Origin of the sequence: Cupriavidus pauculus (assembly GCF_003854935.1) — a bacterium.
GTDB classification, from domain to species: Bacteria; Pseudomonadota; Gammaproteobacteria; order Burkholderiales; family Burkholderiaceae; genus Cupriavidus; species Cupriavidus pauculus_C.
Window position 1 is genome coordinate 1806543 of record NZ_CP033969.1, and the last position, 16158, is coordinate 1822700.

The window sequence follows — 16158 nt, forward strand, 5'->3', positions numbered from 1 at the left end:
AGGCCAGCAGGAACAGCCGGACGGTGGGCATCATGAGTCGCCTCCGGGGTCCCGCGTGATCGGCGTGAAGTAGCCGTCCCGGCCGATGCGGGTCAGCGGCAGGCCCTCACGCTCGCGGCGCTTGCGTTCGCGGGCGAGCGGCGGGCAGCCGTGGTCGTCGGTATAGAGCACCAGGCAATCGAGGCAAAGCAGGCACTCGCGCGGATCGATGCGGCCCCGGGCGTCGATGGCCTGCGCGCCGCATCCCACCGCGCACGCGCGGCAGGTCGTGCAATCGGGTTTGCGGCGCAGCCGAAAGACCGGCCGCGCGCTGGGCACCGCCAGCGCCGCGCCCAGCGGACACAGGTATTTGCAGTAGGGCCGTTCCGTGAACAGCGAGAGCGCGAGGATGGCGCAGACGAACAGGCCGAACGGCCAGGCGCGATGCTGGATGCCGACCAGGAACGTGGTCTTGAACGGCTCGATCTCGGCGAGCGTTTCCGCCAGTCCCATCGACAGTAGCGAAATCGCCAGCAGGCCGGCAAAGACACCGTACTTCAGCCATTTCAGGCGGTCATGCAGGCGGCGCGGAAGCTGAAACTGGAAGCGCCGCAGGCCCACCCGCCTGCCCACGCGGAATAGCGCCTCGGACAGCGATCCGAACGGGCAGAGCCAGCCGCAGAACAATCCGCGCCCCCACAGCAGCACGGTGATGGCAATGAAGATCCAGAACAGGAAGAGGAACGGGTCCGACAGGAACAGCGACCAGCGCCACTGGAACAGCAGCGCGTGTACCCACGTCAGCACCTGCGTGACCGATGGCTGGGCCATCACCCCGAACCCCACGAACACGATGCTGATGGTCCAGGCGGCGTACTTGAACACGTCTACCGGCCACTTGTTGCGACGCGTGGCCCGGCGTGCCAGGCGGCCGCGGCAGGCGTGGACGACCCCTACGGCCACCAGAAAGGCCGCGAACAGGCCGATGCCGACGGGCCGCGTGCTCCAGGCGCGCAGCCATGGCGGCGCCGGCGTGTCGATCTTCGGCCGGCCCCCTTCCAGTAGGCTGGCGGGCAGCCAGTAGTCAGCGTCGAAGCTGGCGAACGTCCGGGCGCCAGTGGCACGGTCCACACGGTTGCCGAGGAACACCAGCTTCCACGGCCACGCCGGCGAGAACGCGCCCGAGCGCACGATGAAGATGGCCGATTCCGTATAGGCCGGGGCGTCGGCGGGCGCCAGTCCATACAGGTTCAGGTAGTCGAGATCGCGGAACGTCAATGTGTCGTCGCCCTGGCGCAGTTGCACGCGGTCGTACAGGCCGCCCCGGACAAAGCCCGAGCCCTTGAACGACGCGCTGCCAGCGGTCCGGATCACGAAAATCGCATGGTCGCCAGTCCCCAGGCCCTGCCGCAGGTTCTGCCAACCCCGCTCGCCGAGCACGCTGCGCCCCACATCGGGATGGTTCAGGTCGCCAAACCATAGTTCGATGTAAGGCATCGTCGAAGGCGCCAGCCCAACCTGCGTGGTCTCGACACGTAGCCGTTTCACGAGTTTCTGCTCGACCAGCGCCTGCCATGCAAGTTGCGGATGGCCCGGCGCAAAGCGTGCCGGCGTGCGCTGGATGGGCGGCAGGATACCCACCTGCCGCGCGACCGCTGCACCCGAACGTGTCACGACCTGGTTCTGGGCGATCACCGTCACGGTGGCGCCCGAGATCGCATCCACGCCAAGCACGCCCTCGTCGGGCCGCGCGCTGCCGATCTCGAACTTGTCGGTTACCGACTTGCCGAGGTACTGGGCGTTGAAGCGCGGCAGGGCCGTTTCCGGGATGCCGAGCAGCAGGATCGGCTCGGAGTGCTTCAGCACCTTGATGCCGACGAAGCGGCCGGCGTTGTCCATGCCGATCAGCGTCACCACAGGCTTGCCCGAATAGGCGGGAATGTCGGTGATGTCGGTCGACAGCATCACGTAGCCCAGCCGTGGACGACCGCCATCGGCCGTGGCAGGACCGTAGGCCTCGACATACGGCGGCTGTCCCATGCGCGCGGAAAACGACTCCGCGCCCGGGAATACCTCGGCGCACGGTACCCGGGCACAGAGGTCGGGCGCCGTGGCGAGATCGTCAGGCAAGTGCGCTTCATAGGCCGTGTCGGCCAGCGCAGGCTGCCACGCATGGCAAAAAAGCCAGAACGCGGCGAGCAGCAGCCGGCGCATTACGCTTCCACGATCATGCGGGTACGCATTTCGAGGTGGAGCGCGTGGCAGAAGTGGGTGCAGTAGCACCAGAACACGCCGGGCTGGTCGGCGACGAAGGTCACAGAGGCGGTTTCCTGCGGGTTGACGATGAAGTTGATGTTGTACTTCGGGATGGCAAAGCCGTGCGTCAGGTCCTCGACCTTGTCGAGGTTGGTCAGGATCAGCGTGACCTCGTCGCCCTGGCGCAGCCTGAACTCGCGCGGGGTAAAGACCGGCGCCTGCGACGTCATGCGCACCGTGACCTTGCGGCCGGCGCGGGTCACGCCTGCCTGGTCGGGCGCCACCGCCAGCGGAAAGTCCTCCATGGCGTAGACCTGCTTCGGTTGCAGGAGGTCGCGCCGGAAGATGATGAAATCGTGGGGCTCGCCGCGCACCGGGGGGTCGGCCAGCAGCACCATGCGGTCTCCCGAGATGTCCACCAGTTGCTCGTTCTCGGCGTGCAGCGGGCCCACGGGCAGGAAGCGGTCCTTCGAGAACTTGCAGCCCACGGCGAGGTACTTGCCATCGGCGGCGATGGTCTCGGACTGCGACGCGTTGACGTGGCCGGGCTGGTAGTGCACGTCGAGGCGGTCCAGCACGTACTTGGCGTTGCGGTCGCCCGCATGGAAGCGGATGGCGGCGTCGACGTTCCATTTCACCAGCTGGCTGTCCAGGAACAGCGTGGTGTAGGCGTTGCCCCGGCCGTCGAAGGCCGTATGCAGCGGCCCGAGGCCCAGTTCGACCTCGGCCACGATGGCGTCGTCGATCTTCGCCAGCTTGCCGTCGAACCAGTCGAGCACCTTCGCCAGTTCGATTACCGTGCAGGTCGGCGACAGCTTGCCGGCGCAGATGAAGTACTTCTGGTCGGGGCTGGCGTTGACGCCGTGCGGGTTCTTCGGCACCGAGACATAGGCGGTCAGCGCGGTCAGCGGGTCCTGGTTGGCGGCATGGGTGCCGTCCACCACCGGCACCTTCGAGTCGCCGTAGGTCTTGAACTTCCCGGCTTTCACGGCGGCCTCGATGCGCGCGACGTGGAAGAACAGGCAGGCATCGCGCTCGGCCGACATCATCTCCTCGAAATGCACGCCGTTCTCGCTGTTGTACTGGTTGGTGGCGGCCAGCTTGCCGTCGTAGGACGTGGCCACGAGGTCGCAGTTGCCGTCGATCATCACCTGCCAGCGCACGGCCATGGTTTCGGCGTCCACGCACGAGAACAGGCTGCGGTACTTCGTGCCGTCATCGGTGGGCGTGTTCGGCAGCGGAATGGCGAACTCGGCGCCGCAGAACACGCGCGTGGTGTAGTTGATGGCCGGGTCCACGGGGTCGCGCTTGTCCGGGAAGATGCCGTGGAAGCCCTGCACGTTGGGCAGCTCGGTAATCTTGTCGCAGACGAAGTAGTCGAGCCGGATACGGGCCAGGCGCGCGTTGATCTTGTCGTTGATCCAGGCGTAGCGGCCGTCGTAGTTGCCATCGCGGTACGAGGCGTGCGTATGGTGCGTGTCGCCAACCGTGTAGCGCAGCGTACCGTCAGGCCGGGTGCCCATGACCCGCTTCGATTCGTCGGTGATGCCCCAGCCCACGAGCGCGTCGGGCACGAAGCAGGGGATGCGCAGCAGCTCGCGCCCCGAGGGCAATCCCAGCACGCGCATGTCGCCGGTGTGCCCGCCGCTCCAGAGGCCGTAGTAGGTATCGAGCTCCCCCGGCTTCAGGTGGACGTTGCCGACGCTGCCGTCGTGCGGCGCCCCTGCTGCCGATGCCCCCGCGCCGGTGGTGCCCGGCCCGGCATCGCCTTTGTCCGAGCATGCCGCGATGCCGGCCAGGCCGGCCGCGGCGGCCGTGCCAAGGAACTGGCGGCGGCCGAAGCCGCCGTTGGCGGCGTGGTTCTTGTCCTGCTTGCTCATCGCTTGCTCCCGGGGTGTCGCACTGGAATGGGTGGAATACTCCGGGCACTTTTCGAAGAGGGGATTGATGGCGGTCAACGGTGCAAGGGAACTACGATTCCTGACCACAGTTTGATTTGCTCCATCGTGCGCCGCTTGCGAACTTCCTAGAATCGACCGTTTGCGCAGGCGACGTCGACAGGAGCGGATCATGGGCACGGCAGCAGAGGGTTCCACGCACGGTGTGTCACGGCGGAGGTGGATGCAGACGGCGCCGCTGCTGGCGCTGGCGCCATGGCTGACGCCGGCCATGGCTGTGGCCGGGGCCGAAGTCAGCCGTTCCACACGGACGCTGATGGGAACGCGGGTCGATATCGCGGTGGACGGCCTGGCTGCGCCCCGCGCCGAGGCCGCCATGGCGGCCGCCTGGGCGGACATGACGCGGCTGGCGAACATGATGAGCCGCTACCGGCCTGGCAATCTGGTCCACGCGCTGCACCTGCTGGCGGGCCTGCAGGCTGTGCCGGTGCCGCCCGCAATGCTGCGCGTGCTGACGGCGGGGCAGGCGCTGGCCGCGCGCAGCGACGGCGCCTTCGACATGACCGTGGGTGGGCTGACCGGCTGGCGCTTCGACCGTGCCGAGGCCGTGGTGCCTGCCGCCGGCGAGATCGCACGCGAGCTGCCCCTGGTCGACTACCGTGACCTGATCGTCGATCCCGTGCGCCAGACCGCTTTCCTGCGTCGGCGCGGCATGCGGCTCGATCTCGGCGGCATCGCCAAGCTGCCCGTGCTCGAAGCCGGCATGGCGGCCCTCGCGCAGCACGGCGCGGCGTCGGCGCTGATCAACGGCGGGGGCGACGTACTGGTCCGCGGGCGGCCGCGTGGGGCGGGCTGGCGGGTGGCCGTGCGCGACCCGCTGGCGCCGGCCGATCTGCTGGGGGTGCTAAGGCTGCACGGCGATGCCGTGGTGGCGGCTTCCGGCGACTATGAGCGCGCCTTCACGCTGAACGGCAGGCGCTACCACCATATCCTCGATCCCCGCACCGGCATGCCCGGTACGCGGATGCGCGGGGTCGTGCTGGTGGCGCGTGACGCCGCAGCGGTCAACGGGCTGGGCGCGGCCATGATGGTGGCGGGGCCGGCGGCGGCGCGCCGCTGGCTGGGCGATATGCCCGGTGTCGACGCGCTGCTGGTCGATGCGGACGGCGCGCGCTGGATGTCGCCCGGCATGCGGGCCAGGCTTGCCGCCGGCTAGTCCGCCACGGCCACCGTCACCTGCTTGAGCGCATGGAACGGTTCGAGCTGCGCCGCGCTGGCGCCGGCATCGGTCACCAATGTCCAGGCGCGTTCCAGTGGGGTCCAGTGCTGCTGGCGGGCGCGGCCGAGCTTGGTGGCATCGACGAGTACGAAGATGTCGGCGGCCTGGCGGATGATGCATTCCTTCAGGTAAGCCTGCTCGGCGGTGGCCTCGCACAGGCCCACGCCGGCCACCACGCCGTCGGCGCCCAGGAATGCCTTGTCGACGCTGATGCGCGACAGCGCCACCTGGGCTAGCGGGCCGAAGGTGCCCATGCTCGACGGGCGCACATCGCCGCCGATCAGCGTCACGCGGATCTTCGGCAGGCCGGCCAGCGCCGTCACGGCCAGCAGGTTCGTGGTGTACACGTGCAGGTCCTCGCGCGCGGCCAGCAGGCGGGCCAGCGCGGCGGCCGTGGTGCCGCTGTCCAGCAGCACGGCGTCGCCGTCCTGCACAAAGCTCGCGGCCAGCCGGGCGATGGCGTCCTTCTGTTCGCGCTGCAGCGCCTTGCGTTCTTCCAGCGGTGCCTCGGGTTCGTGTCCGCCCACCTGCATCAGCGCGGCGGCGCCGCCGTAGGTCCGCACGATGCGGCCCTCGCGCGCCAGCGCGGTCAGGTCGCGCCGCACGGTGGCTTCCGACACGCCCAGGCTTGCGGTCAGGCGTTCGACGTTGGCCTCCTCGCCCGCAAGGACGAGTTCGAGGATGGCGCGGCGGCGGTCGGCGGCTTTCATGGGGCGGCTTGGCAACGAAAAAAAGGGGATCGAAAAAACGATCCCCGATCTTACAGCAGCGGACCTGGGCGCAGGCCCGCCGGGTGGACGGTCAGGCGCGGCGCGTGGCCAGCTCGGCGCCCTGGCGCAGTGCTTCCAGCAGGCTGCGCTCGTCGGCGATGCCCTTGCCGGCGATGTCGAACGCCGTGCCGTGGTCCACCGAGGTACGGATCACCGGCAGGCCCACCGTGATGTTCACGCCCGCCTCCAGCCCCAGCACCTTGACCGGGCCGTGGCCCTGGTCGTGGTACATCGCCACCACCAGGTCGAAGTCGCCGCGGCCGGCGCGGTAGAACAGCGTATCGGCCGGCAGCGGGCCTTCCACGTCCAGACCCTGCGCGCGCAGCGCTTCCACGGCCGGGATGATCTTCTGCTCTTCCTCGCCCTGGCCGAACAGGCCGTTCTCGCCCGCGTGCGGGTTGATGCCGCAGACGCCGATACGCGGCCGGGCGATGCCGGCGCGCTGCAGCGTGGTGTTGCCGCGCTCGATCGTGCGCTGCACCAGGCCCGGCTCGATCTTGCGGATGGCGTCCATCAGGCCGATGTGCGTGGTCACGTGGATCACGCGCAGCTTGGGCGCCACCAGCATCATCGAGACTTCCGGCGTGCCGGTCAGGTGCGCCAGCATCTCGGTATGGCCCGGGAACTTGTGGCCCCCGGCGTGCAGCGCTTCCTTGTTGAGCGGGGCGGTGCAGATCGCGTCGATCTTTTCCTGCTGGGTGAGCTGCACGGCGCGCTCGATGTAGCGGAACGCGGCGTCGCCGGCCACGGCCGACAGCTTGCCGAACGGCAGGTCTTCCGGGATCAGGCCCAGGTCGATGCAGTCGATCGTGCCCGGTGCGAACTGCGCTTCCTCGGGCGTGGCAATGGCCCGCACCTTCAGCGTGGAGCCGACGAGCTTGCCGGCCTGTTCCAGCCGGCGCGCGTCGCCAATCACCAGCGGACGGCATTGGGCGTAGACGCTGTCGTGCGCCAGGCTCTTGACGATGACTTCGGGGCCGATGCCCGTGGCATCACCCATCGTGATGCCGATAACCGGAATGTAGTCGCTCATTGTCTGTAGGTCCCGTTCAGTGGGCATTCATGTCGGGCGCATGGCCTGCCAGGCAAGCCATAGCGCGGATTCGGTGCCGAACGCGCCCGCCTTGGTGACGATGCGGCGCGCCGGGGCGGTCATGGTTTCTGAAAGCGGTACGCCCGGTTCCACCTCGCGTTGCAGGCGCAGCGCGCCAATGCCGGCCGCGGCCAGCATCGCCCGCGCCGTCTCGCCCCCCGTGGCGACCAGGCCGCCGACGTGGCCGAACGCGGGCAGCACCAGCTGCGCCAGTGCGCTGGCCAGCTTGGGGCCTTCGGCCGGGTCGAACGCGTCGTCGCGGCCGATGCAGACCAGCAGGTCGCGGCCGGCCGTCAGGCATTCGGCCACGGCGGCCTGGGCGTCGGTCCAGTCGGCATGGCCCGGGCCGTCGCGCAGCGCCTGGGGCGGCACGACGAGCGAATCGATGCCGGCGCGCTCGCAGAGGTAGCGGGCCTGCTGGCCCGAGACGCCCGACATGCTGCCGACCATCGTCAGCACCGGGCCGTCATGGGCGGCGGACGGGGCGCCGGCCGGGCGGCGGCGCGGCAGCGGCGAGACCGCCGCCAGCGCGCGGGCCAGCCCGCCGGAGCCGACCCAGAAGGCCGGGTAGTCGAGGTCGATGGACGCCTCGGCCAGCGTGATCAGGTCTTGCGCCACCTCGGCGTCGCAGACCACGGCGTGGTAGCCCTCGGCCTGCCAGGCGTCCAGTTGCGATCGCACGGCGGTGGCGCCGGCCTGCAGCGTGTACAGCGAAATGCGCGCGGTGCGCAGGCCCTGGGCGGTCAGCAACGCGGCCATGTCGGCCGCGCCGTCGATCCCTTCCAGGCGCCAGATGTCGGTATCTTCGAGCGGCTGGCCGTTGACCAACATGCGGCCGTCGCGCGTGGTGCGGCCCGTCGCGGGGAAGGCCGGGGCCACGATGGCCAGGCCGGCCAGCGGCTGCAGCGCGGCCGTCTCGGCGGCCCAGTTGCCGCGCAGCGTCGAATCGATCTTCTTGTAGAGCCGGCGGCCCTCGGCGTGGCCGCAGCGCCAGGCGTCCACGTTGCGCGCGGCGGCATCGGCCGGCGGCAGGCGACGGCTGTCGGCATCGGCGGCCACCACGTCGGCACCGGTCACGTCCGTGGCGGCGGCCGCGTCCAGCGTGACCACCGTGCGCGCCCCGAGCGCGGCGAAGCCGATCGCACAATCGGCCGCGCCGGACAGGTCGTCGGCGATGATCAGCCAGCTCATGCGGGGGTCCTGGCCATCGCGGCGCCGGACTTCATGGCCACGCGGCGCGCCACGAAGGCGGTCAGCAGCGGGGTGAGCACGGCGGTCACCACCACGCAGGCGGCCACCAGGATGGTGGCGTGCTTGGCGGCTTCGGTATAGACCGGGTTGGCCGCCGCGACCAGCGTGGGCACCGCCGCGGCGTTGCCGGCCGTGCTGGCGGCCGCCACGCCCGCCACGCCGGTGCCGCCGCTCAGGCGGTCGGCGATGTACAGCGTGAAGCCGGTGACGACCACCACGGCCACGCCGAGCCCCAGGCCCAGCATGCCGGCCTGCCACACCTTGTGCAGGTCCAGCCCGGCGCCCAGCGCCAGCGCGAAGAACGGGATCATCACGGGTACGGCCTTGCTCAGGAATTCGCGCATCTCACGGTCCAGGTTGCCCAGGATCATGCCCAGCATCAGCGGCAGGATGCTGCCGACCAGCGTCGGCCACGGAAAGGCCGACAGGCCGGCCACGCCCAGCGTCACCATGGTCAGGAACGGGCCCGATTCCAGCGACATGATGGTGTACGCGCCCACGTCCTCGGGCTTGCCGTACTGGCCCATCAGCGCCATGTACAGGCCACCGTTGGTGTCGTTCATCGCGGCCACCACGGCCAGCGTGGACAGCCCGGCAAACATGCCGGCGCTGATCGGCGCCTCGCCCAGGAAGTGGCCCAGCACCACGCCCAGCAGGATCGCCGTGCCGACCTTGGTGGCAAACAGCACGCCGCCTTTCTTGACGATGTAGGGGGTGGCCTTGACGCTGATGCTCGCACCCATGCAGACGTAGAACACGGCCAGGATGGGCAGGGCGCCCGTGAACAACGCGTTGGTGAACGACCCGAAAAACTTGGGCCCGTCCGGGGCAAACGTCGCGACCAGCGAACCGATCAGCAGCGGCACGATCATCATGCCGCCCGGCACGCGCTCGATGGCGCGCTTGATATGAATCTGCATCGTCGTCTCCTGCCGCGTGGGGTGCGGCAACTGTGTGTTTTGCGCAGTCGCCTGATCGAATCGATCAAACGTGGGGCGAAGTGTAGGTCAATCGTGCGGATTTGACTAGTTCGATCAAAAAAATGATTGAAATGGTCATATGGTCACTCGACGGGCGCAGCGGCACGACGTGCGCTATCGTATGGCTCCCAATCTACCTGCCTACCTTGACGGAGACTTCAATGAGACTGATCGGCATGCTCGATTCCCCGTATGTGCGTCGCGCGGCGCTGACGCTGCGCCTGCTGGGTCTGCCCTATGCGCTGGAGCAGGTGTCGGTGTTTCGCACGTTCGAGCAGTTTCGCGCGATCAACCCCGTGGTCAAGGCGCCGACGCTGGTTTGCGACAACGAGATCGTGCTGATGGATTCGACGCTGATCATCGACTACGCCGAGACGCTGGCCGGCCGCAGCCTGATGCCGGACGACCTGCCGGCACGCCAGTGCGCGCTGCGGATCATCGGGCTGGCGCTGGCGGGTTGCGAGAAGGCGGTGCAGAACGTCTACGAGCACAACCTGCGGCCGTCGGAGAAGGTGCACGCGCCGTGGGTGGCGCGCGTGGACGGCCAGCGGGCCAGCGCGTTTGCGATGCTGGAGGCCGAGATGCGGCGGGTGCCGGTGCCTGTGGCCGAGCAGGAGATCGATCAGGCGGGCCTGACCGCCGCCGTGGTCTGGACGTTCACGCAGGCGATGCTGCCGGGGCAGGTCGACCCCGCCGCGCATCCGGCGCTGGATGCCTACACCCGGGCCGTCGAGATGTTCCCGGCCTTCCAGGCCCTGCCGCACGCATAACGTTGGTACGGGCCGCCGCGCCGGCGCGCCACGTGCCCGGTTGATCGCACAACATGTGCGATACCCCACCAAGACCCCCACAATCGGGTGATGTGGCCGCGCCCGGCTTGCACCACGATACGCGACGGGGCAACAGGATCCTTGCCCCGCTACCACTTCCGCCCCGCGACCTCCCCGGCCAGCGGGGCTTTTTCCTTTTTGGCTTCGGTAGTGGTGGTTGCTCCCCTCTCCCGCTTGCGGGAGAGGGGTCGGGGGTGAGGGCAGGCCGTTCAACGGGCGACTTGACTCAATTTGAACCGCTGGCCCTCACCCCCAGCCCCTCTCCCGCGCGCGGGAGAGGGGAGCACACCAGCGCGAATTGTTGGCTTGCCGGCTCCAGCGGCTCTCCAGCAACCTCACCGCGCCCGCAAAATCCCCTCGATCTTTTCCGCCGCCGTGCGCAGTGGCGGCAGGTAGTGCGTTTCCAGATGGCCCTGGTCGCGGCTGCCCAGCACCATGCTCAGGCCCAGGCCGGCCACGACCTTGCCGGTCTGGTCGTGCAGCGGCACTGACACGCCCGCAAAGCCGTCGGCCAGTTCGCTGACCAGCGTGCACCAGCCGTCGGCGCGCACTTGCGCCAGCTTGCGGGCCAGGGCCGGGCGGGACGTGATCGTGAACGGCGTCAGCTTGCGCAGGTCGGCGCTGGCCAGGTAGGCGGCCAGCGCGGCGTCGTCGAGCCCGGCCAGCAGCACCCGGCCCAGCGAGTGGGCATAGGCGGGCATGCGGCGGCCGATGGCCATGTCCACGCGCAGCAACTGGCGCGGTTCCTCGCGGGCCACCAGCACCACCGAGTCGCCGTCGAGCATGCCGATCGAGCAGCTTTCGCCCACCTCGGCGCACAGCGCCTGCAGGAACGGGCGGGCGAGCTGCGGCAGGTTCATCGACGCAAAGTAGGCGTAGCCCAGGTCCATCACCTTGGGCGTCAGCGTGAACTGGCGGCCTTGCTGGGCAAGGTAGCCGTTGTGCGCGAGCGTCAGCAGCAGGCGCCGCGCCGCCGCGCGCGTCACGTCTAGCTGTTCGGCCACTTCCTGCATCGTCAGGTGCTCCACGCCGCTTGCGTACAGGCGCAGCAGCGCCAGCCCCTTGGTCAGGGAATCGAGCAGTTCGTCCTTCTTCGGGATGTCGGGCGCGTCTTCGGAGTTGGCGGCGGACGGGGCTTCGGCGCGAGGCGGCATGGTGGCGTTGGCAACAGGGTATCTGCGGGTCAGCCCCGACTTGGCGTCCGGCGGGCCGATCCGTATGATAGGTGTTTCCCGAACATTTGTTCGCAAAACGTGGCTCGGTAGAAACCACGACCAGGGTTCCAGGAGACGGCAATGAAGGTGATCACCACCGCGCAGGCGGCTGCGCTCGTGCAGAGCGGCTGGACCGTGGCCAGCGCCGGGTTTGTCGGCGCCGGCCATGCCGAAGGCGTGACCGAGGCGCTGGAGCAGCGCTTTCTGCACGATGGCCTGCCGCGCGACCTGACGCTGGTCTATTCGGCCGGGCAGGGCGACCGCGGCGCGCGCGGCGTGAACCATTTCGGCAATGCGGGCATGACGCGGGCCATCGTCGGCGGGCACTGGCGCTCGGCCACGCGGCTGGCCACGCTGGCGATGCAGGAGGCGTGCGAGGGCTTCAACCTGCCGCAGGGCGTGCTGACCCACCTGTACCGCGCCATCGCCGGCGGCAAGCCCGGCGTGCTGACGAAGATCGGCCTGCACACGTTCGTGGATCCGCGCACCGCGCAGGACCCGCGCTACCACGGCGGCGCCGTGAACCAGCGTGCGCGCGACGCCATCGCGGCGGGCACGGCCAACTGGGTCGAGGCCGTCGAGTTCCGGGGCGACGAATACCTGTTCTACCCAAGCTTCCGCATCGATTGCGCGCTGATCCGCTGCACGGCGGCCGACACGCGCGGCAACCTGAGCACGCACCGCGAGGCGTTCCACCACGAACTGCTGGCGATGGCCCAGGCCGCGCACAACTCGGGCGGCATCGTGATTGCCCAGGTCGAGTCGATCGTCGACGCCCATGAGGTGCTGCAGGCCGTTCACGTGCCCGGCATCCTCGTCGACTACGTGGTGGTCAGCGAGCAGCCCGCGCATCACCAGATGACGTTTGCCGAGGCGTACAACGACGCCTACGTGCGCCCCTGGCGCGGCGAGCGTGCCGACGCGGACGAGCGCGCCCGGGAGGCCCAGGCGCTGCCGCCGGCCTCGGCGCCGCTCGACGCGCGCACCATCGTCCAGCGCCGCGCCGTGATGGAACTGGCCCCGCGCAAGCCGCGCGTGGTGAACCTGGGCGTGGGCATGCCGGCGGCCGTTGGCGCGCTGGCCCACCAGGCCGGGCTTGGCGGCTTCACGCTGACCGTCGAGGCGGGCCCCATCGGCGGCACCCCGGCGGACGGGCTGAGCTTCGGCGCGTCGGCCTACCCCGAGGCCGTGGTGGACCAGCCCGCGCAGTTCGATTTCTACGAAGGCGGCGGCATCGACCTCGCCATCCTGGGCCTGGCCGAGCTGGACGGGCACGGCAACGTCAACGTCAGTAAGTTCGGCGAGGGCGAAGGCGCGCTGATTGCCGGCGTGGGCGGCTTCATCAACATCACCCAGAGCGCGCGCGCCGTGGTCTTCATGGGCACGCTGACCGCCGGCGGGCTGGAGGTGCGGGCCGACGACGGCCGCTTGACCATCGTCAAGGAAGGTCGGGTCCGCAAGATCGTGCCGGAGGTGTCGCACCTGAGCTTCAACGGCCCGTACGTGGCGTCGCTGGGCATCCCGGTGCTGTACGTGACCGAGCGCGCCGTGTTCGAGATGCGGGCCGGGGCCGACGGGCAGCCGCGCCTGACGCTGGTGGAGATTGCGCCGGGCGTGGACCTGCAGCGCGACGTGCTGGACCAGTGCGCCACACCGGTGGCCGTGGCCGACGACCTGCGCACGATGGATGCGCGGCTGTTCCGCCCCGGCCCGATGCGGCTCTGAGGCGCCGCGCGGCAACGATCAGAAAAGTGGCCGGCCCGAGCCGGCCCATATTGGAGGAAGCAACGTGCAAGACCGTCAACACCGCAGACATCGTCGTCTGGCCATTTCCGCGCTGGCACTGGCCGCCGCGCTGCCGTTCGCGCCGGCGCAGGCCCAGCAGAACTACCCGGACAAGCCGATCCGCCTCGTGGTGCCGTTCCCGGCCGGCGGCCCGACCGACACCGCCGCGCGCATCATCGGCCAGAAGATTGGCGAAACGCTCAAGCAGACCGTGGTCGTCGACAACCGCCCGGGCGCGTCGGGCACCATCGGCACCGAGACCGTGGCCAAGTCCGCGCCGGACGGCTACACGCTGGTGATGCTGGCCACCCCCACGCTGCTGGCGCCGCACCTGCTGCCGCGCAAGAGCTACGACATCTTCAAGGACTTCACGCCGGTCGGTAACGCCTACGAGCTGCCGATCGTGATGGTGGTGAACCCGACCGCGCTGCCGGACGTGACCGACCTGCCGTCGTACATCGCCAAGGCCAAGGCCGCGCCGGGCAAGATGAACTACACCAGCGCCGGCAACGGCAGCTTTGGCCACCTGTCGACCGAGCTGCTGAAGAACCTGGGCCATTTCGACGTCCAGCATGTGCCGTACAAGGGCAGCGCGCCAGCCATTTCCGACCTGCTGGCCGGACAGGTGCCGATGATGTTCTCGGACATGATCGCCGCGCTGCCGCATATCAAGGCCGGCAAGCTGCGCCCGATCGCGGTGGGGTCGGCCAGGCGCGTGTCGTTCGCGCCGGACGTGAAGACCGTGGCCGAGCAGGGCTTTCCGGGCTTCGACGCGTCGTCGTGGGGCGGCCTGCTGGTGCCGGCCGGCACGCCGAAGGACGTGGTGGCCAGGCTGTCCGACGCGCTCAAGGGCGCGCTGGCCGATCCGACCGTCCAGCAGAAGATGCTGGGCGCCGGCACCGTGGCGTCGTACCAGACGCCCGAGCAGCTTGCCGCCCGGATGCAGAACGACTACGCCCGGTGGGGCAAGGTCATCAAGGACAACGGGATCAAGAGCGACTGATCCCGGCCGGGCACGGCGCGCCGGATCCCGCTGCGGGGTGCGCGGATCAGGCTTGCGCCTGCAACACCTGCTGGAACTGCGACACGCCGTTCAAGTCACGAAGGTCCACGGTCAGCGCGCGCGACGCGGGATCGATGTTGACCTCGCCAAAGAACTGGAATCCGGCGAATGGCGACATGTTCTGGACGGTGGGCGCCTTCTGGAAGACCACGCGCGGCCCGAACGTGTTGTCCAGCGGATTCGGGCCGAAGCTGCCCGCGTTGAGCGGCCCGGCCACGAATTCCCAGAACGGGTCGAAATCCTGGTACTGGGCGCGCTCGGGCGCGTAGTGGTGCGCCGCGCAGTAGTGCACGTCGGCGGTGATCCAGACCACGTTGCGCAGCCCGGCCCGGCGGATGCGCGACAGCAGCCGCGCGGTTTCCAGCTCGCGGCCCAGCGCCGGGCCGTCGCCGTTGGCGATGGCTTCCCACTTCGCGCGGCCCTGCGCGTCCTTGCCGTCGGGCACGTTGAGGCCGATCGGCATGTCGGCGGCAATCACCTTCCACGTGGCCTGCGAGGCCGTCAGCTCCGCCATCAGCCAGTCCAGTTGCGCGTTGCCCAGGAACGCGGTGCCCGGGCCTTCGGCCGTCTCGCGGTTGTAGCCGTTGGGGCCGCGATAGCTGCGCATGTCCAGCACGAACACGTCGAGCAGCGGGCCGTAGGCGATCTTGCGATGCACGCGCTCGGCCAGCCCCTGGCGGTGCCAGCGCATCGGCGCGTTTTCCAGGAAGGCGCGGCTGCCGCGCGCCACCAGCAGGCGCACGTCCTTTTCGGTATAGCGCGCGTCGGCCGACAGGTCCTTGGCATCGGACCAGTTGTTGGTCACCTCGTGGTCGTCCCACTGCCAGATCTGCGGCACCTGGCTGGCAAAGCGGCGCACGTTGGCGTCGAGCATGTTGTAGCGGTGGCGGCCGCGGAATTCCTTGAGCGTCTCGGCCACCTTGCTCACTTCCTCGGTGACCACGTTGCGCCAGATGCGGCCGTCCTCGGCCTTCTGCTCGGCCGCGATCGGGCTGTCGGCGTAGATCGTGTCGCCGCTGTGGATGAAGAAGTCGGGGTCGCGCTGGCGCATGGCCTCGTAGATGCGCATGCCGCCCAGGTCCCGGTTGATGCCCCAGCCCTGGCCGGCCGTGTCGCCGGACCAGACGAAGCGCACCGGACGGTCGGCCGTCATCGCGCGGGTGCGGAAGCTGCCCGCCATCCACGCGCCCTGGCCGCGACGCTGGCCCGGCTGCTCGAAGGCCACGCGCACGTGGTACGACTGGCCGGGCACCAGGCCGGTCAGCTGGGTGCGGGCCGTGAAATCGGTCTCGCTGGTGGCCAGCGGGCCGGAGATGCGCGTGGCGTCCCGAAAGTCGGGGCGGGTGGCGTATTCGACGACCATCCGCGCGGGGGCGTCGGCGCGGGCCCAGACCACGAGGCCGTCGTCGGACGGATCGCCAAGCTGGATGCCGTCGGGCGCGCCGGGCCGGCCCGCGGCGACCACGGCCGGCGCCGCCAGGCCGGTGGCAACGCCTGCGGCCAGCCCCAGGAAGCGGCTGGAAGTGCGCAGGAAGCCGCGGCGGGCGGCGTCGGTCGGTTCGGTGGGCAGGCGGTCGGTCATTGGCGCGTCGACGGGTTGGGGTGGATGCGGAGGCACGGGGCCGGGCCGCTATGCTCGCCAGCGATTGTGACGTGTTGTTGACACGTCATTGACATCCCCGGCGCCGATACTGCCCCAGTGTGCCCGTGTCCGCTGCCCGACTCTGGTGGTAGAATCCAAGTCTTTGATTTTCCGGGCA

11 protein-coding genes and 1 pseudogene are annotated in these 16158 nt (G+C 69.6%); 4 read left to right on the forward strand and 8 right to left on the reverse strand.

The features are described from left to right. Window positions 1–45: 45 nt before the first annotated feature. A pseudogene (locus EHF44_RS10010) lies at window positions 46–2193 on the reverse strand (4Fe-4S binding protein); the annotation flags it as partial. Further along, window positions 2193–4115: a TAT-dependent nitrous-oxide reductase gene (gene nosZ, locus EHF44_RS10015; RefSeq protein ID WP_124683607.1), complete on the reverse strand. Its 1923-nt coding sequence runs from the start codon at window positions 4113–4115 to the stop codon at window positions 2193–2195. The gene nosZ and the pseudogene EHF44_RS10010, both read right to left, overlap by 1 nt. Window positions 4116–4305: 190 nt before the next feature. Here nosZ and EHF44_RS10020 point away from each other — a divergent pair, with 190 nt between their 5' ends. After that, complete coding sequence (locus EHF44_RS10020; RefSeq protein WP_124683608.1) at window positions 4306–5349, forward strand: FAD:protein FMN transferase; 1044 nt, start codon at window positions 4306–4308, stop codon at window positions 5347–5349. Here the strand turns inward: EHF44_RS10020 and EHF44_RS10025 are convergent. From EHF44_RS10025 to EHF44_RS10040, 4 genes are all read right to left on the reverse strand, one after another. After that, entirely contained in the window at window positions 5346–6122 is a 777-nt protein-coding gene (locus EHF44_RS10025) for a DeoR/GlpR family DNA-binding transcription regulator (protein ID WP_124683609.1), read from the reverse strand. The genes EHF44_RS10020 and EHF44_RS10025 overlap by 4 nt on opposite strands. Window positions 6123–6213: 91 nt before the next feature. Next, complete coding sequence (pdxA, locus tag EHF44_RS10030; protein WP_124683610.1) at window positions 6214–7215, reverse strand: 4-hydroxythreonine-4-phosphate dehydrogenase PdxA; 1002 nt, start codon at window positions 7213–7215, stop codon at window positions 6214–6216. 27 nt (window positions 7216–7242) lie between these two features. Then, entirely contained in the window at window positions 7243–8466 is a 1224-nt protein-coding gene (locus EHF44_RS10035) for a four-carbon acid sugar kinase family protein (protein ID WP_124683611.1), read from the reverse strand. Continuing rightward, complete coding sequence (locus EHF44_RS10040) at window positions 8463–9446, reverse strand: 2-keto-3-deoxygluconate permease (protein WP_124683612.1); 984 nt, start codon at window positions 9444–9446, stop codon at window positions 8463–8465. Before EHF44_RS10040 ends, EHF44_RS10035 begins: the two co-directional genes overlap by 4 nt. 221 nt (window positions 9447–9667) lie before the next feature. On the opposite strand from EHF44_RS10040, the gene EHF44_RS10045 reads away from it, so the two are divergent. Next, the gene (locus EHF44_RS10045; protein WP_124683613.1) at window positions 9668–10276 is read left to right on the forward strand and encodes a glutathione S-transferase family protein; all 609 of its coding nucleotides are present in this window, start codon (window positions 9668–9670) and stop codon (window positions 10274–10276) included. Window positions 10277–10671: 395 nt separating this feature from the next. Here the strand turns inward: EHF44_RS10045 and EHF44_RS10050 are convergent, their stop codons facing one another. Next, window positions 10672–11490, reverse strand: coding sequence for an IclR family transcriptional regulator domain-containing protein (locus tag EHF44_RS10050; protein WP_124683614.1), 819 nt, complete (start codon window positions 11488–11490; stop codon window positions 10672–10674). Window positions 11491–11631: 141 nt separating this feature from the next. Between EHF44_RS10050 and EHF44_RS10055 the strand changes: the two genes are divergently transcribed. Beyond that, on the forward strand, window positions 11632–13275 hold the full coding sequence (locus EHF44_RS10055; protein ID WP_124683615.1) for an acyl CoA:acetate/3-ketoacid CoA transferase: 1644 nt from the start codon (window positions 11632–11634) through the stop codon (window positions 13273–13275). Between the two features lie 64 nt (window positions 13276–13339). Then, a complete protein-coding gene (locus tag EHF44_RS10060) occupies window positions 13340–14338 on the forward strand; it encodes a tripartite tricarboxylate transporter substrate binding protein (protein ID WP_423192244.1) in 999 nt (332 codons plus the stop codon). 46 nt (window positions 14339–14384) lie between these two features. Here EHF44_RS10060 and EHF44_RS10065 read toward each other — a convergent pair whose 3' ends face one another. Continuing rightward, window positions 14385–15980 carry an alkaline phosphatase D family protein gene (locus tag EHF44_RS10065; RefSeq protein ID WP_124683617.1) on the reverse strand — a complete coding sequence of 532 codons (1596 nt, stop codon included), beginning with the start codon at window positions 15978–15980 and terminating at the stop codon, window positions 14385–14387. Window positions 15981–16158: the final 178 nt, after the last annotated feature.